Source organism: Microbacterium sp. NPDC003461 (genome assembly GCF_053588335.1).
This window is the reverse complement of record NZ_JBSFPT010000007.1, coordinates 34,955-56,585: the sequence shown is the minus strand read 5'-3', so window position 1 is coordinate 56,585 and position 21,631 is coordinate 34,955. Positions and strand designations below refer to the sequence as shown.

Annotated in this window: 21 protein-coding genes; 11 read left to right on the top strand and 10 right to left on the bottom strand. The window is 72.9% G+C overall.

Translation table 11 applies throughout. From position 1 onward, the window contains the following. The first annotated feature begins 67 nt into the window (after positions 1-67). The 5 genes from recQ to ACWDR7_RS04835 all read left to right on the top strand — a co-directional run bounded on the left by recQ (position 68) and on the right by ACWDR7_RS04835 (position 7,951). Complete coding sequence (gene recQ, locus ACWDR7_RS04855; protein ID WP_449853798.1) at positions 68-2,077, top strand: DNA helicase RecQ; 2,010 nt, start codon at positions 68-70, stop codon at positions 2,075-2,077. Positions 2,078-2,260: 183 nt separating this feature from the next. Beyond that, positions 2,261-3,190 carry a choice-of-anchor G family protein gene (locus ACWDR7_RS04850; protein WP_449853834.1) on the top strand — a complete coding sequence of 310 codons (930 nt, stop codon included), beginning with the start codon at positions 2,261-2,263 and terminating at the stop codon, positions 3,188-3,190. 78 nt (positions 3,191-3,268) lie between these two features. Next, positions 3,269-5,314 (top strand): acyl-CoA dehydrogenase family protein, encoded by a 2,046-nt coding sequence (locus tag ACWDR7_RS04845; RefSeq protein ID WP_449853797.1) that lies wholly within the window; start codon positions 3,269-3,271, stop codon positions 5,312-5,314. Between the two features lie 145 nt (positions 5,315-5,459). Continuing rightward, positions 5,460-7,166, top strand: coding sequence for an RDD family protein (locus ACWDR7_RS04840; RefSeq protein WP_449853796.1), 1,707 nt, complete (start codon positions 5,460-5,462; stop codon positions 7,164-7,166). Further along, positions 7,163-7,951: a PP2C family protein-serine/threonine phosphatase gene (locus ACWDR7_RS04835; protein WP_449853795.1), complete on the top strand. Its 789-nt coding sequence runs from the start codon at positions 7,163-7,165 to the stop codon at positions 7,949-7,951. The genes ACWDR7_RS04840 and ACWDR7_RS04835 overlap by 4 nt, the downstream gene beginning before the upstream one ends. Positions 7,952-7,960: 9 nt before the next feature. Here the strand turns inward: ACWDR7_RS04835 and ACWDR7_RS04830 are convergent, their stop codons facing one another. Both ACWDR7_RS04830 and ACWDR7_RS04825 read right to left on the bottom strand, forming a co-directional pair. Continuing rightward, on the bottom strand, positions 7,961-8,401 hold the full coding sequence (locus ACWDR7_RS04830; protein WP_449853794.1) for a recombinase family protein: 441 nt from the start codon (positions 8,399-8,401) through the stop codon (positions 7,961-7,963). Positions 8,402-8,486: 85 nt separating this feature from the next. Further along, complete coding sequence (locus ACWDR7_RS04825; protein WP_449853793.1) at positions 8,487-8,744, bottom strand: glutaredoxin family protein; 258 nt, start codon at positions 8,742-8,744, stop codon at positions 8,487-8,489. 79 nt (positions 8,745-8,823) lie between these two features. Here ACWDR7_RS04825 and ACWDR7_RS04820 point away from each other — a divergent pair, with 79 nt between their 5' ends. Both ACWDR7_RS04820 and ACWDR7_RS04815 read left to right on the top strand, forming a co-directional pair. Beyond that, positions 8,824-10,023, top strand: coding sequence for a glycosyltransferase (locus ACWDR7_RS04820; protein ID WP_449853792.1), 1,200 nt, complete (start codon positions 8,824-8,826; stop codon positions 10,021-10,023). Then, entirely contained in the window at positions 10,020-10,934 is a 915-nt protein-coding gene (locus ACWDR7_RS04815; RefSeq protein ID WP_449853791.1) for a ribokinase, read from the top strand. The genes ACWDR7_RS04820 and ACWDR7_RS04815 overlap by 4 nt, the downstream gene beginning before the upstream one ends. 10 nt (positions 10,935-10,944) lie before the next feature. On the opposite strand, the gene trhO is transcribed toward ACWDR7_RS04815, so the two are convergent. Beyond that, positions 10,945-11,844, bottom strand: a complete 900-nt coding sequence (gene trhO / locus ACWDR7_RS04810; protein ID WP_449853790.1) for an oxygen-dependent tRNA uridine(34) hydroxylase TrhO — start codon at positions 11,842-11,844, stop codon at positions 10,945-10,947. Positions 11,845-11,946: 102 nt separating this feature from the next. Between trhO and ACWDR7_RS04805 the strand changes: the two genes are divergently transcribed. After that, a complete protein-coding gene (locus tag ACWDR7_RS04805) occupies positions 11,947-12,216 on the top strand; it encodes a hypothetical protein (protein ID WP_449853789.1) in 270 nt (89 codons plus the stop codon). Positions 12,217-12,330: 114 nt separating this feature from the next. Next, positions 12,331-12,858, top strand: coding sequence for an acyl-CoA thioesterase (locus ACWDR7_RS04800; protein ID WP_449853788.1), 528 nt, complete (start codon positions 12,331-12,333; stop codon positions 12,856-12,858). 15 nt (positions 12,859-12,873) lie between these two features. On the opposite strand, the gene ACWDR7_RS04795 is transcribed toward ACWDR7_RS04800, so the two are convergent. Further along, complete coding sequence (locus tag ACWDR7_RS04795; RefSeq protein ID WP_449853787.1) at positions 12,874-13,863, bottom strand: acetylxylan esterase; 990 nt, start codon at positions 13,861-13,863, stop codon at positions 12,874-12,876. Between the two features lie 111 nt (positions 13,864-13,974). Between ACWDR7_RS04795 and ACWDR7_RS04790 the strand changes: the two genes are divergently transcribed. Continuing rightward, entirely contained in the window at positions 13,975-14,484 is a 510-nt protein-coding gene (locus ACWDR7_RS04790) for a gluconokinase (RefSeq protein WP_449853786.1), read from the top strand. On the opposite strand, the gene ACWDR7_RS04785 is transcribed toward ACWDR7_RS04790, so the two are convergent. Beyond that, the gene (locus ACWDR7_RS04785; RefSeq protein ID WP_449853785.1) at positions 14,485-14,628 is read right to left on the bottom strand and encodes a hypothetical protein; all 144 of its coding nucleotides are present in this window, start codon (positions 14,626-14,628) and stop codon (positions 14,485-14,487) included. It abuts the gene before it with no gap. An 18-nt stretch (positions 14,629-14,646) separates the two neighbouring features. Between ACWDR7_RS04785 and ACWDR7_RS04780 the strand changes: the two genes are divergently transcribed. Further along, positions 14,647-15,564 (top strand): SDR family NAD(P)-dependent oxidoreductase, encoded by a 918-nt coding sequence (locus ACWDR7_RS04780; protein ID WP_449853784.1) that lies wholly within the window; start codon positions 14,647-14,649, stop codon positions 15,562-15,564. Between the two features lie 119 nt (positions 15,565-15,683). Here ACWDR7_RS04780 and arfA read toward each other — a convergent pair whose 3' ends face one another. The 5 genes from arfA to ACWDR7_RS04755 all read right to left on the bottom strand — a co-directional run bounded on the left by arfA (position 15,684) and on the right by ACWDR7_RS04755 (position 21,607). Then, positions 15,684-17,219 (bottom strand): arabinosylfuranosidase ArfA, encoded by a 1,536-nt coding sequence (gene arfA, locus ACWDR7_RS04775; RefSeq protein ID WP_449853783.1) that lies wholly within the window; start codon positions 17,217-17,219, stop codon positions 15,684-15,686. A gap of 25 nt (positions 17,220-17,244) precedes the next feature. Next, positions 17,245-18,147: a carbohydrate ABC transporter permease gene (locus ACWDR7_RS04770; RefSeq protein WP_449853782.1), complete on the bottom strand. Its 903-nt coding sequence runs from the start codon at positions 18,145-18,147 to the stop codon at positions 17,245-17,247. Beyond that, entirely contained in the window at positions 18,144-19,091 is a 948-nt protein-coding gene (locus ACWDR7_RS04765; RefSeq protein ID WP_449853781.1) for a carbohydrate ABC transporter permease, read from the bottom strand. Before ACWDR7_RS04765 ends, ACWDR7_RS04770 begins: the two co-directional genes overlap by 4 nt. Then, positions 19,088-20,422, bottom strand: coding sequence for an extracellular solute-binding protein (locus tag ACWDR7_RS04760; protein WP_449853780.1), 1,335 nt, complete (start codon positions 20,420-20,422; stop codon positions 19,088-19,090). The genes ACWDR7_RS04765 and ACWDR7_RS04760 overlap by 4 nt, the downstream gene beginning before the upstream one ends. Before the next feature lie 132 nt (positions 20,423-20,554). Next, positions 20,555-21,607 carry a LacI family DNA-binding transcriptional regulator gene (locus ACWDR7_RS04755; protein ID WP_449853779.1) on the bottom strand — a complete coding sequence of 351 codons (1,053 nt, stop codon included), beginning with the start codon at positions 21,605-21,607 and terminating at the stop codon, positions 20,555-20,557. Positions 21,608-21,631 lie beyond the last annotated feature (24 nt).

Sequence of the window (21,631 nt, the reverse complement as noted above, 5' to 3'; positions counted from 1 at the left end):
GCGCGCGGCGCAGATCGGCTGTCCACATCCGGCGCGCGGTGTCGGCCGCCCCGCCTACGCTGGAGGCATGACCCTCGGCGCGCTTCCCGACCCGTACGAGGGGTGGGCGCCGCCCGAGGAGGCGCCGCCGGACCCCTACGGCGACGAGTACTGGGAGCCCGACTACGCGGGCGGGCCCATCGCGTGGGGCGGCCCGCAGGACGCGGCTCCGCCCGCCGCGCACGCTCCGCCCGCCGCGCCGGCGACAGCCACGCCGCGGCCGTCGCGGTTCGGCACGGCGCTCGAGGCGCTCAAGACCGTCTACGGCTACGACGCCTTCCGGGGCGACCAGGCCGCGATCGTCGAGCAGGTCGTCGGCGGCGGCGACGCGGTCGTGCTCATGCCGACGGGCGGCGGCAAGAGCGTGACGTATCAGGTGCCGGCGCTCGTGCGCGAGGGGACGGGCCTCGTCGTCTCGCCGCTCATCGCGCTCATGCACGACCAGGTCGACGCGCTGCGCGCCAACGGCGTGAGCGCGGCCTATCTCAACTCCACGCAGAGCCCTGCCGAGCGCGCGCAGGTGGAGCGCGACTACGTCTCGGGGCAGCTCGACCTGCTCTACGTGGCGCCCGAGCGCCTCAACTCGGAGGCGACTCTCCGGCTGCTCGAGCGCGGTTCCCTGAGCGTCATCGCGATCGACGAGGCGCACTGCGTCAGCCAGTGGGGCCACGACTTCCGCCCCGACTATCTCGCCCTCGGCGGGCTGGGGGAGCGGTTCCCCGGCGTGCCGCGCATGGCGCTCACCGCCACCGCCACGCGCGAGACGCACCGAGAGATCACCGAGCGGCTCCGGCTGCCCGACGCGAAGCACTTCGTGGCGAGCTTCGACCGCCCGAACATCCGCTACCGGATCGAGGCGAAGACCGAGCCGCGCAAGCAGCTGCTGTCCTTCATCCGCGCCCAGCCCGAGGGATCGGCGGGAATCGTCTACGCGCTCAGCCGCAAGTCGGTGGAGGAGACCGCGACGTTCCTGGCGGGCAACGGCATCGACGCCATCCCGTACCACGCGGGGCTCGACGCGGCCACGCGGTCGCGCCATCAGTCCCGCTTCCTGCGCGAGGACGGCGTCGTCGTCGTGGCGACCATCGCCTTCGGCATGGGCATCGACAAGCCGGACGTGCGCTTCGTCGCCCACATCGACCTGCCGAAGTCCGTCGAGGGCTACTACCAGGAGACCGGCCGCGCCGGTCGAGACGGCGAACCGGCCGTCGCGTGGATGGCCTACGGACTGGGCGACGTCGTGCAGCAGCGGCGCATGATCCAGCAGGGCGAGGGCGACCGCGCCATCCGGCAGCGCCAGCAGCAGCATCTCGACGCGATGCTCGCCCTGTGCGAGACGGTGGACTGCCGCCGTCAGAACCTGCTCGCGTACTTCGGGCAGGAGTCGGGCCCGTGCGGCAACTGCGACACCTGCCTCGAGCCGCCCGAGGTGTGGGACGGCCTCGTGCCCGCCCAGAAGCTGCTCTCCACGATCGTGCGGCTGCAGCGCGAGCGCAATCAGGCGTTCGGTGCCGGTCACCTGATCGACATCCTGAGGGGGGCCTCGACGGATCGCATCCGCAAGATGCGACACGACGAGCTGTCGACCTATGGGATCGGCAAGGACCTGTCGGAGCAGGACTGGCGCAGCGTCATCCGCCAGCTGCTCGCCCGCGGCCTGCTCGTGGCCCAGGGCGAGTACGGCACCCTCGCCACGAGTCCGGCCGGTGCGGGCGTGCTCCGCGGCGAGACGCCGGTGCGCCTGCGGCGCGATGTGATCGGCCGCGTGTCGCGCGCGAGCGGCGCGAAGAAGTCGTCGACCGCCGAGCAGCTCGCCCCCGACGACCGGCCGCTGTTCGAGGCGCTGCGCGCCTGGCGCGCGGAGCAGGCGCGCGAGCAGGGGGTGCCGGCCTACGTGGTGTTCGGCGACGTCACGCTGCGCGCCCTCGCCGAGCACCGCCCCGCCTCGATCGCCGATCTGGACGGCATCACGGGCATCGGCGCGAAGAAGCGCGACGCCTACGGCGACGCCGTGCTCGAGGTCATCGCCGCGCACTGACCGGCACCGTGCACCGGCCGCGGTCCGCGGGCGCCACGTCGCCGCGGTGCGCCCTCGCCGGGCGTCATCCGAGCGCGCCCGAGCACAGCGCGAGCGCGCCCTCGGTGAGCTCATCGCCGCGCGGCGGACGCCCGCCGGGCCAGCCCTGCCCGGGCATCCGAAGGGCGTAAGGCGGATTCCGCGATCCATCAGCAGCTCGGCCTGACCTTCGTCACCGACGGCGTCATCGACAGCGCGGGGATCGAGCTCGGCGCCGTCTCGTCGACCGCCACCGCGACCGGCGATCCCGTGACGGGCGCGGTCGACATCGCCTCGCAGTACCAGATCGCCGACGCGCAGCTGGAGCTGTCCAGCCCGCTCGTCGCCGGCCTGACGACCACGCTCGACAGCGTGCTGACCCAGGCGATCGGCTCGACGCTCGACGCGGCGGTGGGACCGGAGGGACTTCTCGGATCCGCCCTGGCGGCCGCCGATCTCAACCTGTCGGTCCTCGGTCTCGCGACGGTCGACGTCTCGACCGGCACCATCGGCGTCGACGGCGTCGAGGAGGGCGTCGACGCGCTCATCCAGCAGCTGCTGCTCACCCCGCTGCAGGACGAGGCGGGCATCGCGTCGATCGACCTCGCCAACGGCCAGATCACGGTCGACCTGCAGCGCATCTCGTACGCGGAGGGCACGACGGGCCTGAACGGCCTGCCGGCGAACACCTCGCTGCTGAACGCCGCGACGCTCACGGCCATCACCGACGCCGTGGCCGAGGCGCTCGGCGCCCTGACGGCGCGCGTGCAGGCGGGTCTCGCCGGCCTCATCGGCAACCTCTCGGCTCACGTCGAGCTCGGCGCCGAGCTCGACCTGCTGTTCGGTGTCCTTCCGGCCGCGGACATCACCCTGGAAGGCCGTGGACGTCACGTGGAACGACACCCCGGCCGGCAACCGCTACCTGATGATCCAGGACGGCGAGTTCACCGAAAGCGCCGAGCGCACGGAGGACGACTACTGGATGGTGGACCGCTTCCTCGCCGACTACGCCACGAGCTGAGGTCTGTACCGCGCGCACAATCGCGGCCGTCCGTCGGGCGGCGGGGCGGTGTCGATGGTGCACAACGATCGTGACGCGCCTCTGTGGAGTCCCTAACGTGGTGTCATCCGCCGATCGCGCGTCCCGCGCGCGTCCGAAAGAGGTAATCCCGCATGGCCGACACCGTGGTCCGTCCCGTCGAGAGCGCCGAGCACGCCGACGCTCGCATCGACATCTCCCTCGTGAACGACGCCCTCCTGGGCACGTGGGCCGACATCCGCCGCGAGGCGCGCGAGATGATCAAGGATCCCGCGTTCTGGCGCATCGAGGGGCAGCCGATCGCCGAGCACCGCGAGCGCACGCTCGCCCAGCTCGACCTGCTCGTGCAGCACGGCGCGTCGATGCGCGCCTACCCGAAGGAGTACGGCGGCCTCGAGAACCAGGGCGGCAACCTCGCCGGCTTCCAGGAGCTCGTGGCCGCGGACCCCAGCCTGCAGATCAAGTCGGGCGTGCAGTGGGGCCTGTTCGCCTCGGCCATCCTGCAGCTGGGCACCAAGACCCACCACGATCGCTGGCTGCGCGACGCCGGCGAGATGCGGCTGCCCGGCGCCTTCGCCATGACCGAGACCGGGCACGGATCGGACGTGCAGGCGATCGGCACGACCGCGACGTACGACCCGGAGACCGAGGAGTTCGTCATCCACACGCCGTTCCGCGGCGCGTGGAAGGACTACCTCGGCAACGCCGCGCTGCACGCGAGGGCGGCCACCGTCTTCGCGCAGCTCATCTCGAACGGCGTCAACTACGGCGTGCACTGCTTCTTCGTGCCGATCCGCGACGAGGACGGCGCGTTCCTGCCCGGCGTGGGCGGCGAGGACGACGGCCCCAAGGGCGGCCTGAACGGGGTCGACAACGGCCGCCTGCATTTCGACAACGTGCGCATCCCGCGCGATCACCTGCTCAACCGCTACGGCGACGTCGCGCCCGACGGCACCTACTCGAGCCCGATCCCCAGCCCCGGCCGCCGCTTCTTCACGATGCTCGGCGCGCTCGTGCAGGGCCGCGTCTCGCTCGACGGCGCCGCCACGTGGGGCTCGGCGCTCGGCCTCTACATCGCCGTGACGTACGGCAACCAGCGCCGCCAGTTCGACAACGGCGCGGGCGAGACCGTGCTGCTCGACTACGGGCGTCACCAGCGGCGGCTGCTGCCCCTGCTGGCGACCACCTACGCCCAGGCGTTCGCGCACGACGAGCTGCTGCAGAAGTTCGACGCGGTCTTCAGCGGCGCGAACGACACCGACGAGAGCCGCCAGGACCTCGAGACGCTCGCGGCGGGTCTGAAGGCGCTGTCGACGTGGCACGCGCTCGACGCGCTGCAGGAGTGCCGCGAGGCGTGCGGCGGATCGGGATTCCTCGCCGAGAACCGCATCGTCGGGCTGCGCAGCGACCTCGACGTCTACGTGACCTTCGAGGGCGACAACAACGTGCTGCTGCAGCTGGTGGGCAAGCGCCTGCTCGGCGACTACGCCAAGCAGTTCAAGGGCAAGCAGCCGGCGGAGCTCGCGGCGATGGTCGCCGGCCAGACCGCCGGTCGCGTGTTCCACGGCGCCGGCCTGCGCCGCCTCGGCCAGGCCGTGGCCGACCTCGGCTCCACGGCCCGGTCCGTGGAGCTCGGGCTGCGGGGCAAGGACCAGCACCAGCTGCTCGCCGACCGCGTGCAGACGATGGTGGCCGACGTCGCCGCCCGCCTGCGCCCGGCGTCCAAGATGTCGGCCGCCGACGGCGCCGCGCTGTTCAACGAGAACCAGAACGAGCTGCTCGAGGCCGCGCGCGCCCACGCCGAGCTGCTGCAGTGGGAGGCGTTCACCGACGCGCTCGAGCGCATCGACGACGCGGGCACGAAGCAGGTGCTCACGTGGGTGCGCGACCTGTTCGGCCTCGGGCTGATCGAGAAGCACCTGTCGTGGCACCTCATCCACGGCCGGCTCTCGACGCAGCGCGCCGCGGCCGTCTCGCGCTACATCGATCGGCTCTGCGCGCGGCTGCGCCCGCACGCGCAGGATCTCGTCGACGCGTTCGGGTACGAGCCGGAGCACGTGCGCGCGCCCATCGCGTCGGGCGCCGAGCAGGCGCGCCAGGACGAGGCCGCGCAGCACTACGCCACGCTGCAGGCCTCGGGGAAGGCGCCGAAGAAGGAGCCGAAGCCGCCGCGGCGATGAGGTTTCGGGCCGGACGGATCCGCGACTCGCGTGGGCGCGATGTCGCGGATTCGTCGCATCCGCGGTGCGTGTGCTGACATGATCATCTGTGACGCTCCCGCGCGCGCTCGCGAGCGGCGCGGCGATGCAGGGAAGGATGGGTGAGATGAGCACGCCCCAGTACCCCGGCCACCTGCCGGATCCGTACGGGCAGCCCGCTTACCCGGGACAGCAGCAGTTCCCGGGAGCGGACAGCTACGGCCAGCCGGTCGCCGATCCGTACGCCGCCCCCGGGTACCCGTCCGCCCCCGCGGATCCGTTCGCCGCGTCCCCCGGCTACCCGCCGGCCCCGGCCGAGTACGCGGCGCCCGCGCCCGCCCACCCGGCCGCGCCCGCGGAGCACGCCTACGGCGGCGCGCCCGCGAACCCCTACGGCGGCGCCCCCGAGTACGCGCAGGGCGCCTCCGCGTACCCGCCGCCCGATCCCTCGTACCCGCCGGCCGATCCCTACGCCCGCCCGGCGTACGGCGTCGGCCTGCCCGCCGAGCCGGGCCGGCGCGTGGTCGCGTTCCTCATCGACTCGCTCATCGCCGGCGGCATCGCCGTGGTGTTCGGCGCGCTGGCGGTCGTGCTCACCCTCACGGTCGACATGGCCGCAGGCATGATCGCGCTGCTCGTGATGTACGCGGCGGTGCTCGCCTGGTTCCTCGTCTACACCGGCATGCAGGGCGGATCCGGATCGATCGGCGCGCGGGCGCAGAAGATCCGGATCGTGCAGGCCGACACCGGCGCGCCGCTGGGGTTCGGCAGGGCGCTGCTGCGCAACATCGTGCTCGGCGCCACCGGCACGATCCTCCTGCTCGGCTACTTCTCGATCCTGTTCGACAAGTCGGGGCGCCGCCAGGGGTGGCACGACAAGGCCGCCGGCGCCATGGTCGTCGACGCCCGGCCGGCGGAGCAGGATCCGTACGGATCCCCGCTCGACGCGTACGGGGCGTACCAGGGCGAGACCTACGGCGCCGCGCCCTCATCGGCCGGCGAACCGTACGGCGCGCCGCACGCCGGCTACGCGCCGGAGGCGCCGGCCGCTCCTGCCCACGACCCCTACGGGGCGCCGGCGAACCCCTACGACGGCGCGGCCGATCCGTACGCGGCCCCCGCCGACCCGTACGCCGGCCCGGTCGATCCCGTCGCCACGGCGGCCGTGACGATGGACCCGTCCGCCGCGGAGGCCGACCCGTACGCGCCGCCGCCGGCCGCCTACGCGCCGCCGCCGGCCGTGCCGCCTCGCCCCGCCGATCCGGTCGCCGACGCCTCGGCCACGGCCATCCCCGAGCCGTCGGCGTTCTCGGCCTCGAATCCGCCGTTCCCCGCGGCGGCACCCGCCGCGCAGCCGGGGGCGTCGCTCATCTCGTCGGTGCCCGGCGTGCCGGTGGCCGCGCCCGAGCCGCGCGAGACCGCCCCGCAGCGTCGGGAGCCCGTGCCGCCGCCGGCCTCCGACGACTTCGTCGACGACACCGTGATCGTGCAGCGTCACCGCCCCGGCGCGATCAAGCGCGCCGTGTTCGTGTGGGACGACGACATCCGCCACGTGGTGACCTCCCGCACGGTGTTCGGCCGCAACCCCCCGCCCGTCGAGGACGCCGAGGTCGTCGCGGTGCGCGACACCACCCTGTCGCTGTCGAAGACGCACTTCGCGATCGACGTCGATCCGACCGGCGCCTGGCTGACCGACATGCATTCGACCAACGGCGTCGTGATCGTGCGTCACGGCGATCGGGTCGAGGTCACCCCCGGCCTGCGCACGCCACTCGAGCCCGGCGACGCCCTGGAGATGGGAGACCGGGTCGTCACCTTCGAGGCGCTCGCGTGACGGCCCCGATCGTCGTCGAGAGCGGCGCCGCCACCGACGTGGGGGCGCGCCGCACGCTGAACGAGGACGCCCACCTCGCCGAGGCGCCCGTGTTCCTCGTCGCCGACGGGATGGGCGGGCACGAGGGCGGCGAGCTCGCCTCGGCGGCGGCGCTCGAGGCGTTCGCGCCGTTCGTGGGGCGGCCGAGCGTGTCGGTGAGCGAGGCGCGCGACGCCTTCGACCGCGCGCGGCGCAGCGTCGACGGCCTCTCGGCGGCGCGCGAGCGCGGTGCGGGCACGACGTTCGCCGGCCTGATCGTGACCCACGTCGACGGCATCGGGTACTGGCTCGCGATCAACCTCGGCGACTCGCGCGTGTACCGCATGCGCCGCGGCGAGCTCGAGCAGATCAGCGTGGATCACTCCCTCGTGCAGGAGCTGCTCGACGCCGGCGAGATCACGGCCGAGGAGGCGGCGCACGACCGACGCCGCAACGTCATCACGCGCGCGATGGGGGCCGGCAGCCACGCGCAGGCCGATTTCTGGATGCTGCCGGCGGCGCGCGGCGACCGGATGCTCGTGTGCTCCGACGGCATGTCGAACGAGCTGACCGCCGAGCGGATCGCCACGATCCTGCGCCTCGAGGTGCTGCCGCAGACGGCGGCGGACCGCCTCGTGCGCGAGGCCCTGCTCAACGGGGGCCGCGACAACATCACGGCCGTGGTCGTCGACGCGGTCGCGGTCGCCTCCTCGCGCGATCACGACATCGACGAGGACACCCGCCCCCGCGAGGCCGTCTCGCGCTGAGCCGGCCGATCAGGCCGTGGCGTCGTGCAGGTGCCGCGCGCCGTGGCTGAGCACCTTCACGACGATGCCCTTGCGGCCGAGCGCCGCGACCGTGCGCGCGCCCTCCGCCGCATCGCGCCCGAGCGCGCGGATGCCCGCCACGACGAGCACGTCCCCGGGCCGCAGCGTGTCGAACAGGCGCCTCAGGCGCTGCTCCCAGGTCTCCAGGATGTCGGGCGCCGGGTGGCGGAAGCCCTCGATCGGCACGCCGAAGCGCGCCAGGTCCTCGCGCTGCTGCACGACGGGCGGCATGTCCTCGCGGGCGACGACGAGGCCGACCAGCCGCGCACCCTCGGGGCGCGCCTGCCACCAGCCGCGATCGCGCTGCAGCTCGATGAAGCACTTCGGGCACTCGGCCGCGGCGTGCGGAAGATGCAGCGGGCTCGTCTCCGCATCGATCGTGTCGACCACGCGATCCTCCTTCGTCCCCTCTATTGTGCCGGCTCCGGCCGGGTGAGAAGGAGTCCGCGAGCCGCGGATCCGCCAGGCTCGAGTGTCAGATCAGGTTGAGCTCGCGCAGCTTCGCCTCGACGTCGGCGTTGCTGGGCTCGACGTGGTGGCTCGAGTCGGGGTACACGACCACCGGGATGTTGGTGCGGCCGGAGATCTCCTTGGCCACGTCGGCGGCCGCGGGCTCGGCCTCGAGATCGATGTACTGGTAGGCAACGCCCAGCTCGTCGAGCTGCGCCTTGGTGCGGCGGCAGTCGCGGCACCACTCGGCGCCGAACATGCGGATCTCCTGCGAAGTCGTCATACATCCAGGTTACGTCCGCCGCGGGCGGCCGGCTCGGGACGGTGCGCGCGGTCACAGCCGCGCATGGAACGATAGGCAGGTGCGCCCCGCTCCCGAGGTGACGGTCATCGTCCCCACGCGCGACGAGAGTCCGAACGTCGCGCCACTCGTCGCGCAGATCGCGGCCGCCCTCGCCGGCCGCGGCGCGGAGATCCTGTTCGTCGACGACAGCGACGACGACACCCCGGGTGAGATCGCCCGCGTGGCGGCATCCGCGCCCCTGCCCGTGCGCGTGATGCACCGGCCGCACGGAGAGCGCACGGGCGGGCTGGGCGGAGCCGTGGCGCGCGGGCTCGCCCTCGCGGGCGCCGACGTGTGCATCGTGATGGACGGCGACCTGCAGCACCCGCCCGCGCTGCTGCCGGAGCTGCTGGAGCGGTACGAGCGCGGCGGCGTCGACGTCGTGCTCGCGTCGCGGTACATGCGCGGCGGCGACGGCGAGGGGCTGGGCACGCGGCTGCGCGCGGCCGTGTCGCGCGTGTCCACGGCCGTGACGAAGGCGATGTTCCCCGTGCGGCTGCACGGTGTGAGCGACCCCATGACCGGGTTCTTCCTGGTCGACCGCCGCCGCATCGATCTGGCCGCGCTGCGCCCCAACGGCTTCAAGATCCTGCTCGAGATCCTGGCCCGCGGCGACCACCGCACGGCGGAGCTGCCGCTGCGCTTCGACCGCCGCCGCGACGGGATCTCGAAGGCGACGCTGCGGCAGGGCGGCGCATTCCTGGCGCACCTGGGCCGGCTGCGGTTCGGCAAGATGTCGATCTTCGCGCTCATCGGCGCGGCCGGCGCCGTCGCGAACATCGGGATCGTGTGGGCGCTCACGGCGCTCGGGGTCGACTACCTGTGGGCGGCGATCGCGGCGGCGGAGATCACGATCGTGGCGAACTTCCTGCTGCAGGAGCGCTTCGTCTTCGCCGACATGCGCGATCAGGCCGCCGGGTTCGGGCGGCGCTTCGCCACCTCGTTCACGTTCAACAACGTCGAGGCCGCCATCCGCATCCCCGTCATGGCCCTCATGGTCGAGACGTGGCACATCTCGAGCGTGCTCGCCACGGCCATCACGCTCGCCGTCGCGTTCCTCGCGCGCTTCGTCTTCCACTCGCTCGTGGTCTACCGCCCGCGCCGGCCCGCCGAGCTCGCCGCCGACACGGGTGCGCTGCGCATCCTCGACGACATCGCCGCGCACCGCGAGCGGGAGAGGATGGATGACATCGCGGGGGAGCGGAGGGAGAACCGATGAGCGTCGCCGTCGTCGGCAGCATCAACATGGACGTCGTCGCGCGCGTGCCGCGCATCCCCGGCCCGGGCGAGACGCTGCTCGCGTCGAGCTCGTCGCGGGGCGGCGGCGGCAAGGGCGCGAATCAGGTCGTCGCGGCGGCGCGGGCGGGTGGGGCGCCCGCGGCGTTCATCGGCGCGATCGGCGACGACGCCGACGGCGCGCAGCTGCGGGCGCTGCTCGAGGCCGACGGCATCGACGTGTCGGGGCTGTCGCTCTCGCCCGAGCAGACCGGGGTGGCGCTCATCGCGGTGGCCGACGACGCCGAGAACGCGATCATCGTCGTGCCGGGGGCCAACGGCGCCCTGCAGGGGCTCGAGGCGCACCAGCGCGAGCTCGTCGCGGCGGCCGACGTCGTGGCCGCCCAGCTCGAGATCCCCGTGCCGCTCGTGGTGGCGGCGGCCGAGGCGCGCTCCGAGGGCGCGCTGTTCGTGCTCAACGCCGCCCCCTCCGCGCCGCTCGCAGACGCCGAGACGGCGGCGCGGGTGCTGCCGCTCGTGGACGTGCTCATCGTCAACGAGCACGAGCTGACCGACATCGCGGGCACGGCGGATCGCGAGGCGGCGATCGAGGCGCTCGCGTCCCGCGTGCCGGCGCTCGTGGTGACCCTCGGCGCATCCGGATCCATCGTGGTCCTCGGATCCGAGCGGGCGACGGTGCCCGCGTTCCGCGTCGACCCCGTCGACACGACCGGCGCCGGCGACACGTTCTGCGGCGTGCTCGCGGCGCGCCTGGGCCGCGGCCCGCTCTCGCTCGACGCGCTCGCCGAGGCGGCGCGCGCGGGCGCGGCGGCCTCGGCCATCGCCGTCACGCGCGTGGGCGCGCAGGCCGCGGTCCCCACCGCCGCCGAGGTCGAGGCCCTCCTCGCCCGCTGATCCCGCCGGGTCAGGCCGCTGCGGCCTCGGCGTGCCTCCCGCAGGCCGCCGCGTCGCCGCACGACGCGCACAGCACCACGCGCGAGCGGCACGCGTCGTCGGCGCAGTTGACCATCCGGTCCTCGGGTGCGCCGCACGACGCGCACCGGCCGATCACGGCGGCGTCGTCGCCGAAGGTCATCGTCTCGCGGCCGTCGAACACGTACAGCGAGCCCTCCCACAGCCCGGTGTTGCCGAAGGTCTCGCCGTAGCGCACGATCCCGCCGTCCAGCTGGTACACCTCCTCGAAGCCGCGCGAGCGCATGAGGCCCGAGAGCACCTCGCAGCGGATGCCGCCGGTGCAGTACGTGACCACCGGCTTGTCCTTGAGGTGGTCGTAGCGGCCCGACTCGAGCTCGGCCACGAAGTCGCGCGTCGTCTCGACGTCGGGCACGATCGCACCCTTGAACCGGCCGATCTCGGCCTCGAACGCGTTGCGCCCGTCGAAGAACACGACGTCGTCGCGCGACGCGACGAGCTTGTGCAGCTCGCCCGGTCCCAGGTGCGTGCCGCCGCCGACCACGCCGTTCTCGTCCACCCGCAGCTGCTCGGGCGCGCCGAACGACACGATCTCGTCGCGCACCTTCACCGACAGGCGCGGGAAGTCCCGGCTCCGACCCTCCTCGTCGAGCCCCGTGCCCGGGGACCACTTGAAGTCGATCGCCTTGAACGGCGCATACTGCTTGGTCTTGCGCACGTAGGTCTTCAGCGCCGCCATGTCGCCGCCGAGGGTGCCGTTCATCCCGTGCTCGGAGATCAGGATCCGCCCGCGCAGCCCCAGCAGCTCGCACAGGTCGCGCTGCCACAGCCGCACCGCCTCGGGATCGGCGAGGGGCGTGAACACGTAGTAGAGCAGGATCTTGGCGACCATGCCCCCAGATTATTCGGCGCCGGATGGACATCGGCCGGGCGCGGGCGGGCGGCGGGCGGTCTGGGATGATCGAGGGGCGCGACGGCCGACGGAAGGGGATCCATGCCTGACGCCCCGCTCGAGGCCGCCGCGGGCATGACGAAGATCGCGCGCCCCTGGGGCACCCGCGCGGTGCTGTGGATCGACCCGTCCTGGGTCGAGGCGCCGCCGCCCGTCCTGCGCCCGCTGCTCGAGCGCCGCACACCGGAGGAGTTCTTCGTCGCGTCCGACGGGGATCGCCTCTTCGTGTGCGAGTCCTCCCGCGAGGACGAGCGAGCCGTGCTCGATCGCCTGCGCTACGGCGACGACATCCTCCGCGCCCTCGGGGCGTGACCGGCGGCGGCCCGAGGGCGCGGCGCCGACCGCGGGTCCAGGAAAAGCGCCGCGTTTTGGAGGCGGTCCACAAAGGCCTTCGGGGCGTGCGGCAGGGCTGGTTCACTCGATGCCGTGAACCTGTACTTCCGGCTGTTCCTGCTGTGGCTGCGCAGCCGCCGCGCGCCGCGGGTGTCGCTGTGGGGCGAGGGGCGCACGACGTTCCGTGTGCTGCCGACGGATCTCGATCCGCTCCTGCACATGAACAACGCCCGCTACCTGGCGCTGCTCGACCTGGGCCGCACCGATCTGCTCTTCCGCTCGGGGTTCTGGGCCGAGGTGAGCCAGCGCGGCTGGTACCCCGTGGTGACGGCGCAGACGATCAGCTACAAGCGCTCGCTCACGCTGTGGCAGCGGTTCGAGCTGGCCACGCGCGTGCTCGGGTTCGACGAGCGCCACGTCTACATGGAGCAGGAGTTCCACCGCGGCGGCAAGGTGATCGCGCGCGCCGTGGTGCAGGCGCGCTTCCTTCGCAAGGCGGGCGGCACCGTCGAGCCGCCCGAGCTGCTCGAGGCCGCCGGGGGAGCCCCCGGCCACCTGAGCCTGCCCCACTGGGTCGAGCCCTGGGCCGCGGCGGTGCGGATCTCCCACTCGCAGGCCTGAGCGGGCCGGTCCGGATCAGGCGGGCGCGGCGAGACGATCCCGCAGCCACGCGAGCTGCGCGGCGCGCTGGTGCGGGCCGCCGCCCTCGTGCTCGTTGTACGGGTAGATCTCGATCGCCTTGTCGTCCGACGCCCACGCGTTGTAGGCGGCGAACACCGTCGAGGGCGGGCAGATCGGATCCATAAGCGCCACCGAGAACAGCGCGGGCGCCGTCGCGAGGGCCGCGAGGTGGGCGCCGTCGAAGTACGACAGCGTGCGGTGTGTCTGCTCGACCCGGTCGCGGTGCCCCGCGAGGTAGGCCACGATCTCGCGATACGGATTCGTGCTGACGAGCGAGACCGCCCGCGGGAAGTCGCACAGGAACGGCACGTCCGGCATCGCCCCCGCCACGGCGCCCCCGGAGAAGGCATCCAGCGCGACGGCGGCGATGGTGAGCCCGCCGCCCTGGCTGCCGCCCGTCACGAAGACCGGCAGATCGTCGCCCGCCAGCCCCCGGGCGACGTCGATCGCGAGCGCGGCGTCGGTGTAGAGCCGGCGGTAGTAGTAGGTCTCCGGGTCCTCGATGCCCCGCGTCATCTGCCCCGCGGCGGCCGCACCGCCGCTGCCGTGCGGGTCGGGCGTGTGCCCGGGCGACCACGCGCCGGTGCCCTGGCCCCGGGAGTCGACGAAGAGGTGCGCGCATCCGGCCAGCGGCCACTCCTCCTGCTGGTGCGCGAGGCCGCGGCCGCCGCTGTATCCCTGGAACTGCACGACGACCGCGCGCGGTGCGCGATCGGCGGGGACGTGCCACCACGCGCGGATCGGGTCGCCGTCGTAGCCGGCGAAGGTCACGTCGCTCGTCTCCACGAGCTCGAGCCCGGTGTCGACGCGCTCGACGCGCGGCTCCCACGCCTTGCCGCGCGCGTCGGCGAGCGTGCGGCGCCAGAAGTCCGCGAGATCGGACGGCGGCTCCTGGGCGATGCGGTGCTCGCGCAGCAGGTCGAGGGGCAGATCGAAGAACGGCATGGGTCTCGCTTTCCGGCGTCGGCGGCGGGTACTGCATCAGACCTACCATGGCGCGGCGCCCGACGCCGCGCGGAGGTCGCCCGCGCGCCGCGTCGTCGGTAGCGTGGGGGAATGGTCGCCGCCTCTCCCGTGGTCGTGATGGGCGTCTCCGGCGCCGGCAAGTCGACGGTCGGAGCCGCGCTCGCTGCGCGGCTGGGCGTCGAGTTCGTCGACGGCGACGAGCTGCACCCCGCGCGCAACGTCCGCAAGATGGAGGCGGGCATCCCGCTCGTGGACGAGGATCGCGCCGACTGGCTGGACCGGATCGGCGAGGTGCTGGCGCGCGGATCGGTCGTCATGGCCTGCTCGGCGCTGAAGCGCTCCTACCGCGACCGGCTGCGCGCGTCCGCTCCCGGCACCCGCTTCGTCTATCTGCGCGGCGACCGCGAGCTGCTCGCCGCCCGCGTGACCGGCCGTCGAGGCCACTTCATGCCCGCGACCCTGCTCGACTCGCAGCTCGCCGCCCTCGAGGAGCCCGGCGACGACGAGCGCCCGGTCCGGGTCGAGGCGGCCGACGAGATCCCCGCGATCGTCGAGGCCGCCGCGCGCGTGCTCACGGGCGAGGCCGCCTCGCCCGAGTGATCAGGGGCGCAGACCGGCCAGGACGACCGAGAGCAGCAGGTCGCGGTCGCCGCCGTCGCCGAGCCGCACCGCGTGCTCGGCGCCGCAGACCAGACGCTGCACGTGGTCGACGGTGATCTCGGGGCGCACCGCGCCGGCGCGCATCCGTTTTGAGGAGGGCACATGTCCTGGAATCCCGACCGTCTCCCGGATCTGCGGGGCCGCGTGTACGCCGTGACCGGTGCGACGGGCGGCATCGGCTACTTCGCGGCCGAGCAGCTCGCCGCCGCGGGGGCGGAGGTCGTGCTCGTCTCGCGATCCGCCGCCAAACTCGAGGTGGCCGCCGCCGCGATCCGCGGCCAGGCGCCGAACGCCGTCACGCGCCCCGTCAGGCTCGACCTCACCTCGCTGGCGTCCGTCGCCGAGGCGGGGGAGCAGCTTGCGGCGCTGCCGCGCCTGGACGGCATCTTCCTCAACGGCGGGCCGATGGAGTTCTCGACGCGCGCGGTGACGCGCGACGGTCTGCCGCTCATGCTCGGCGCGCACACGGTCGCCAACGTCGCGCTCGTGGCGCGCCTGCTGCGCGATGCGGATCGCCTGGCGGCAGATCGGCCGCTGCGGATCGTCCACACATCCACCGGATTCGTGCAGCGCTTCGGGGCCGATCCGCGCGAGGCCCGCCGCACGCCGCGCACGGGCGTGGGTGCGTACACCAAGGCCAAGGCGCTCACCGAGGTCTACGCGTTCGAGCTCGACCGCCGGCTGCGCGCCGCGGGCGTGCGGGCCGCGTCGATCGTGACGCGGCCCGGCGTCGGCGTGGATGCGCGCACGCCCGAGCGCCCCGGCATCCGCGACGCGACCGTGCCGTACCGGCGGAACCCGTTCACGCCGTGGGCGCAGGGCAAGGATGCGGCGGCGTGGCCGGGCGTGCGCGCGCTGACGGACCCCGCGGCCACGGGCGGCGAGTACTACGCGCCCGAGCGCGCCATGCGCGGCCGGCCGGTGCCGATCACGCCCGACCCGCGCACGGCGGCGTCGCCCGCCGCCGCGGACATCTGGCGCGAGCTGCACACGCTCGCCGGGGTGCCCGTGTCGGTCTGAGCCGGGACGACGCGGGTTGCGGCGGTCGCTTCATCTCCGCGCCCTCCGGGCGCTCCGTTCAGCAACCGATCGGGCCGGCCCGCGCGCCGCGCCCCCTCCCGCGGCGCGCGGAGTCCGGGTCAGGCGCGGGCGACGTCGAACTCGACGACCGCCCACGACAGCGGCGGCAGGGTGGCGCGCAGCGCGCCGTCCTCCACGCCCACCTCGCGCAGCGGCACGAGGCCCACGTTGTCCTGCTCGGTCTCGGTGTTCTTCGCGTGGCGGTCGCCGCCCTCGGGCACCGTGAGCACCTCGGCCGAGCGCAGCTGCCCGGCCGACAGGCCGCGCAGGTCGACGGTCACGCTCGCGGCGTCGTCCAGCGACCGGTTGGCCAGGAACAGCGCGATCCGCCCGTTCTCCTCGTCCCACGTGGCGGCCGCGTCGACGGCGTCGACGTCGCCGAACTTGGGCGTCGGCACCTGCGAGGAGTCCACGGCGAGGCGCAGGATGCGCCCGCGCGCGGCCTGCGCGATGCGCGCGAAGGGCCAGAAGATCGACTGCCGCCACGCGGGACCGCCCTCCTCGGAGCGGATCGGCGCGATGACGTTGACCAGCTGGGCCTGATTGGCGATCTTCACGCGGTCGCCGTGGCGCAGCAGGCTGTGCAGGAACGTGCCGACGACGACGGCGTCGGTCACCGAGTAGGTGTCCTCGATGAGCCGCGGGTGCTCGCGCCACCCGGCGGCGACCTTGTGCGGCTGGTCGTCGGTGTCGAGGCCGCGCTGGTACCAGACGTTCCACTCGTCGAACGAGATGTTCACCTGCTTGCGGTGCTTGCCGGCCGCCTTCACGGCGTCGATCGTCGCGACGACGCCGTCGATGAACGCGTCCATGTCGACCGCCTCGGCCAGGAACGACGCGGCGTCGCCGTTCTCCTCCTGGTAGTACGCGTGCATCGAGATGTAGTCGACCTCGTCGTACGTGTGCGTGAGCACCGTGTGCTCCCACGATCCGAACGTCGGCATGCCGCGGCCCGACGAACCCACCGCCACGAGCTCGATGGTCGGATCGACGAAGCGCATCGCCTTCGCCGTCTCCTGCGCGAGGCGCCCGTACTCGTCGGCCGTCTTGTGGCCGATCTGCCACGGGCCGTCGAGCTCGTTGCCCAGGCACCACAGCCGGATGTCGAACGGCTGCTCGGCGCCGTTGCGGCGGCGCATGTCGGACCAGCGCGTGCCGCCCGGGTGGTTGGCGTACTCCACGAGCGCGCGGGCCTCCTCGACGCCGCGCGTGCCGAGGTTCACGGCCTCCATCACCTCGACGCCGGCCTCCTTCGACCAGTCGACGAACTCGTGCAGGCCGAACGCGTTCGTCTCGATCGTGTGCCACGCGCCGTCGAGGCGCCGCGGCCGCTCCTCGACCGGGCCGACGCCGTCCTCCCACAGGTAGCCCGAGACGAAGTTGCCGCCCGGGTACCGCACGACCGTGGGGCCGAGCTCGCGCACGAGCTCCAGCACGTCGCGGCGGAAGCCCCGCTCGTCCGCCTGCGGGTGCCCCGGCTCGAAGATGCCGGTGTACACGCAGCGCCCCATGTGCTCGACGAACGAGCCGAACAGGCGGCGGGGCACGTCGGCGATCGTGAAGTCGCGGTCGATGGTGATGCGGGCGTGGGTCATGATTCTCCTGTTCTGAGGTGGGGGTCTACTGGCCGCCGAAGCCGGTGGTCGCGACGCCCTTGACGATCTGGCGCTGGAAGAAGAGGAAGACGACGATGAGCGGCAGCGCGGCGAGCACGGCCTGGGCCATGACCTGCGCGTACTGCACACCGTAGGCGCTGATGACGGTCTGCAGTCCGACGGGCAGCGTCATGAGCGTCGTGTCGTTGATGACGAGGAACGGCCACAGGAAGTTGTTCCACGCCCCGATGAACACGAAGATCGACACGGCGCCCAGGATGGGCCGCGACAGCGGCAGCACGATCGACCAGAACACCCGCAGCCGGCTCGCGCCGTCCACGCGCGCGGCGTCCTCGAGCTCGATCGGCACGGCGTCGAAGAACTGCTTGAGGATGAACACCATGGCCGGTGCCACCACCTGGGGCAGGATGAGGCCCCAGTGCGTGTCGATCATGTTGAACGCGAGCATCTCGTAGAACAGCGGGATGATCAGCACCTGGGGCGGCACGACGATCGACGCGATGACGACGACGTAGAGCCAGCGGCGCCCGCGGAACGACAGCCGCGAGAACGCGTAGGCCGCCAGCGCCGAGATCGCGACGGTGATGAGGGTGACGGCGGCCGAGGTCCACAGGCTGTTGAACGCCCAGATGTAGACGTTGCCCTGCGAGAGGATCGCCTCGAACGCGGCGGTCGTCGGTCCGCTCTCGCCGATCCAGGTTGCCGCGCCCGCGGCATCCGTCTCGGTCTTGAACGCCGTCGCGACGGCCCACAGGAACGGCAGCAGCCAGCTGATCGCCAGCAGCAGCAGCACGACGAAGGCGAGGATCCGCGCGATGCCGAACGGGCGCTCGCCCGGCTTGCGGTGGCGCACGCGGTCGCCCAGCGGCGGCGCGACGAGGGTCTCCGTGGCGGTGGCGGTGGTCATCGCGATTCCCTCCTGCGCCCGACGATCCCGAGCTGGATGAGCCCGACGATGACGATGAGCGCGAAGAACACGTAGGAGATGGCGGCCGAGTAGCCGAACCGGTAGCCGACGAAGCCGGCCTCGTAGATGTACTGCACGATCGAGCGGGTGGTGTCGCTCGAGACGCCGCCGAGCATCTGGTACGCCTGGTCGAACAGCTTCAGCGACGCGAGGATCTGCAGCAGCACGATGAGCACCGTCGCCGGCCCCAGCTGCGGCAGCGTGATGGAGAACAGCTGCCGCCACTTGCCGGCGCCGTCGATCGACGCCGCCTCATACTGCTGGGCGGGGATGTTCTGCAGGGCCGCGAGGTAGAGCAGGAAGTTGAATCCCACCGTCCACCACACGGTCGCGATGACGATCGCGAGCATGTTCGTCCGCGGATCCTGCAGCCACGCGAGCGGCTCCATGCCGATCGACTCCAGCAGCGCGTTGGCCGCGCCGATCTGCGGGTTGAAGATCCACACCCAGATCTGCGAGATCACGGTGGAGGCCAGCAGGAACGGCATGAAGAACGACAGCCGCCACAGCCACTGGCCGGGCAGGCCCTGGTCGACGAGCACCGCCATGATGAGCGCGATGAGCACGAGCGGCACCGTCGACAGGACGGTGAACCACACGGTGTTGCCCAGCGACTGCCACATGACCGGGTCGGTGAGGGCCTCGGCGTAGTTCGCGAAGCCGACGGGGTCGCCGCCGGCGCCGGTGAGCGACTGGTTCGTGAAGCTCAGGTAGATCCCGTGCAGGATCGGCCACACGAGGAACAGCGCGAACGCGATGAGGAACGGCGTCAGGAACGCCCAGCCCACGAGCTGCTCGCGGCGGTCGCCGGCGTGCGAGAAGCGGCCCTGCTTCACGCCGGTGACGATCGTGTGCGTGGACGGGGCCACGGTGGTGGTGCTCATGACTGCCACGTCCCCTCGGGATCGGCCGGGTTCGGCATGGCCAGCTGCTCGTCGACGCGGGCGCGGAACGAGGCGATCGCGGCGGCCGGATCGGCCCCGCCGAGCAGCACGTTCTGCACGGCCTGGCCGAAGTCGCCCTGGAAGTTGGAGCCCGACCCGGTGAACCACGCGGGCGGGTCGTACGTGACGTGCTCGGCCGCCTCGGCGTAGTGCGCCTGCGGCACGAGGTCGGCGTACTCGGGGCTCTCGGTGATGGGCAGATACGCCGGGATGTGACCGGCGCCGGCCCAGTCGAACGATCCCTTCAGCAGATCCGCGACGAACTGGTAGGTCAGCTCCCGCTTGGCGGGGTCGGGGTTGCTCTGATGCGGCAGCACGAAGGAGTGCGAGTCGGCGTAGACGGAGGGCGTGCCGTAGAGCGTGGGGATCATCGCCGCGTCGAAGGGGATGCCCGCCTCCTGCATGGTGCGCAGCTCCCACACGCCGGTGAGCAGCATGCCGCTGCGGCCCGTGGCGAACTCGGCGATGGCCGAGGCGTAGTCGTTCTGCGGGGCGGCGATCTCGCCGTCGAGCAGGCTCTGCATGAGCGTGAGCGACTCGACGGCGATGTCGTCGTCGAACTCGGCGGGGCCGGCCTCGGGCAGCGTCATGGCGGCGCCGTGCTGGGTGTACAGCGTGTAGAAGAGCCGCCACATCTGCGCGCCGTCGCCGAGGTAGCCGTACGACAGGCCGTGCTCCTCGGCGGATCCGGCGACGGCCCGCAGCATCTCGAGGAACGCCTCGGGCGAGTCGACCGGCGCGAGGCGGCCGTCGCTGGAGAGCACGCCCGCGGCGTCGCACACGTCGGTGTTGTACATGAGGATGAACGGGTGCGCGTCGAGAGCGACGCTGTACACCTCGCCGCCCGTGATGCCCTTCTCCCAGATGGGCGCGGGGAACGTCGTCCCGTCCACGCCGAGCGCGGCGAGCCTGTCGAGGTCCCAGGGATCGAGCAGGCCGCCGGGCGCGTAGCCCTCCACGCGCGTGGCATGCATGACCGCCACATCGGGGGCGCGGCCGCCCGTGCCGGCCATCGCGAGCTTCGTGTAGTACGGGCTGCCCCAGGCCAGCACCGTGGGGCGCACGGCGTAGTCGCTCTGCGACGCGTTGGCCTCGTCGATGAGGCCCGACATCGTGACGCCGTCGCCGCCGCTGAGCAGATGCCAGAACTGCAGGGTGGTCGGGCCGCCGATCGTGCTCGCCGGCGTGCAGGCGGTGAGTGCCGCGGCGCCGGCGAAGGTCGCCGCCCCCGCGAGGAGCTGACGTCTTGTCAGCTGAAACGGTGGTGTCATAGCCACTCCCTTGTGACGTGAACCTCGAACCGGTGGACCGGGTCGGCGCCATCATTACATCGATGAAATGGGCGGCGCAAGGGTTGTCGTTCGCGGCCCGGATCGTGTAGGCGGCGGGCGCAGACCCGTCGTTCAGGCCGACGGGTCGTAGCCGCGGGGCTCGTCCATCGTGCTGCCGCGCACGATGAGGCGGTGGGGCACCGTCACCGCGCGGGGAGGGGTCGAGCGGTCGTCGAAGCGCGACTCGAGCAGCTCGATCGCGGCGCGGGCGAACTCGTGCCGGTCGAAGCCGATCGTCGTCAGGGGCGGCGCGGTGTAGCGGGCGACCTCGACGTCGTCGAAGCCCGCCACGAGCACCTGCTCGGGCACGCGGATGCCGTGGTCGTGGAGCGCGTGCAAGGCGCCGACGGCGATCGAGTCGGTGAACGCGACGACCGCGTCGAACGGCACCGAGCGGTCGAGCAGCTCGCGCGCCGCCGCGGCGCCGCCCGCCATCGTCCACGGGAACACGTACAGCTCGAGCGCCGGGTCGGGCGCGATCCCCGCCTCGCGCAGGGCGTCGCGGTACCCGGCCAGGCGGATGCGACTCGTCGCGGTCGTGCCCGGGGTGCGGGCGTCGCCGCCGAGCACGGCCACGCGCCGGGCGCCCTTGGCGAGCACGTGCGCCGTGAGGTCGCGGGCGGCGGCGCGACTGTCGACGAGCACGCGATCGGTGCGGTGCTGCTCGACCTCGCCGATCAGCACGACCGGCGGCAGGCGATCCGCGTGCTCGATGACGCTGTCCTCGATCCGGATCGGGTTGAGGATGAGGCCGTCGATCAGGTGCGCCCGCGCCCGCGACAGCAGCTCGCGCTCGCGCTGCGGCTCGGACGCCGTCTCCTCGATCTGCACCGCCAGCCCCCGGCTGTGCGCCACCTGCACGAGCCAGTGCATGAGATCGGCCGAGAACGCCGTGCCGAGATCGGGCAGCGCCACCGCGATCGTGCCGGAGCGGCCGTTGCGCAGGCCGCGCGCGCTGAGGTTGGGCACGAACTCGAGTTCGCGCATGGCCGCCTCGACGCGCTCGCGCGTCTCGGGCCGCACGAACGTCACCCCCGTGACGACGTTCGACACCGTCTTCGGCGACACGCCGGCCAGCGCGGCGACATCCTTCATCGTCGCGCGAGAGGAACGAGGCCCCGGCATGCGCACCAGGATACGAGCCGGGCG

Bases quoted from the DNA above. Each gene is read 5' to 3' on its own strand.
- arfA (WP_449853783.1), bottom strand. From the start codon at position 17,219: ATGACCCACGCCCGCATCACCATCGACCGCGACTTCACGATCGCCGAC.
- ACWDR7_RS04840 (WP_449853796.1), top strand. From the start codon at position 5,460: ATGAGCACGCCCCAGTACCCCGGCCACCTGCCGGATCCGTACGGGCAG.
- ACWDR7_RS04755 (WP_449853779.1), bottom strand. From the start codon at position 21,607: ATGCCGGGGCCTCGTTCCTCTCGCGCGACGATGAAGGATGTCGCCGCG.
- ACWDR7_RS04845 (WP_449853797.1), top strand. From the start codon at position 3,269: ATGGCCGACACCGTGGTCCGTCCCGTCGAGAGCGCCGAGCACGCCGAC.
- ACWDR7_RS04805 (WP_449853789.1), top strand. From the start codon at position 11,947: ATGCCTGACGCCCCGCTCGAGGCCGCCGCGGGCATGACGAAGATCGCG.
- ACWDR7_RS04825 (WP_449853793.1), bottom strand. From the start codon at position 8,744: ATGACGACTTCGCAGGAGATCCGCATGTTCGGCGCCGAGTGGTGCCGC.
- ACWDR7_RS04770 (WP_449853782.1), bottom strand. From the start codon at position 18,147: ATGACCACCGCCACCGCCACGGAGACCCTCGTCGCGCCGCCGCTGGGC.
- recQ (WP_449853798.1), top strand. From the start codon at position 68: ATGACCCTCGGCGCGCTTCCCGACCCGTACGAGGGGTGGGCGCCGCCC.
- ACWDR7_RS04780 (WP_449853784.1), top strand. From the start codon at position 14,647: ATGTCCTGGAATCCCGACCGTCTCCCGGATCTGCGGGGCCGCGTGTAC.
- trhO (WP_449853790.1), bottom strand. From the start codon at position 11,844: ATGGTCGCCAAGATCCTGCTCTACTACGTGTTCACGCCCCTCGCCGAT.
- ACWDR7_RS04795 (WP_449853787.1), bottom strand. From the start codon at position 13,863: ATGCCGTTCTTCGATCTGCCCCTCGACCTGCTGCGCGAGCACCGCATC.
- ACWDR7_RS04760 (WP_449853780.1), bottom strand. From the start codon at position 20,422: ATGACACCACCGTTTCAGCTGACAAGACGTCAGCTCCTCGCGGGGGCG.
- ACWDR7_RS04790 (WP_449853786.1), top strand. From the start codon at position 13,975: ATGGTCGCCGCCTCTCCCGTGGTCGTGATGGGCGTCTCCGGCGCCGGC.
- ACWDR7_RS04815 (WP_449853791.1), top strand. From the start codon at position 10,020: ATGAGCGTCGCCGTCGTCGGCAGCATCAACATGGACGTCGTCGCGCGC.
- ACWDR7_RS04765 (WP_449853781.1), bottom strand. From the start codon at position 19,091: ATGAGCACCACCACCGTGGCCCCGTCCACGCACACGATCGTCACCGGC.
- ACWDR7_RS04785 (WP_449853785.1), bottom strand. From the start codon at position 14,628: ATGCGCGCCGGCGCGGTGCGCCCCGAGATCACCGTCGACCACGTGCAG.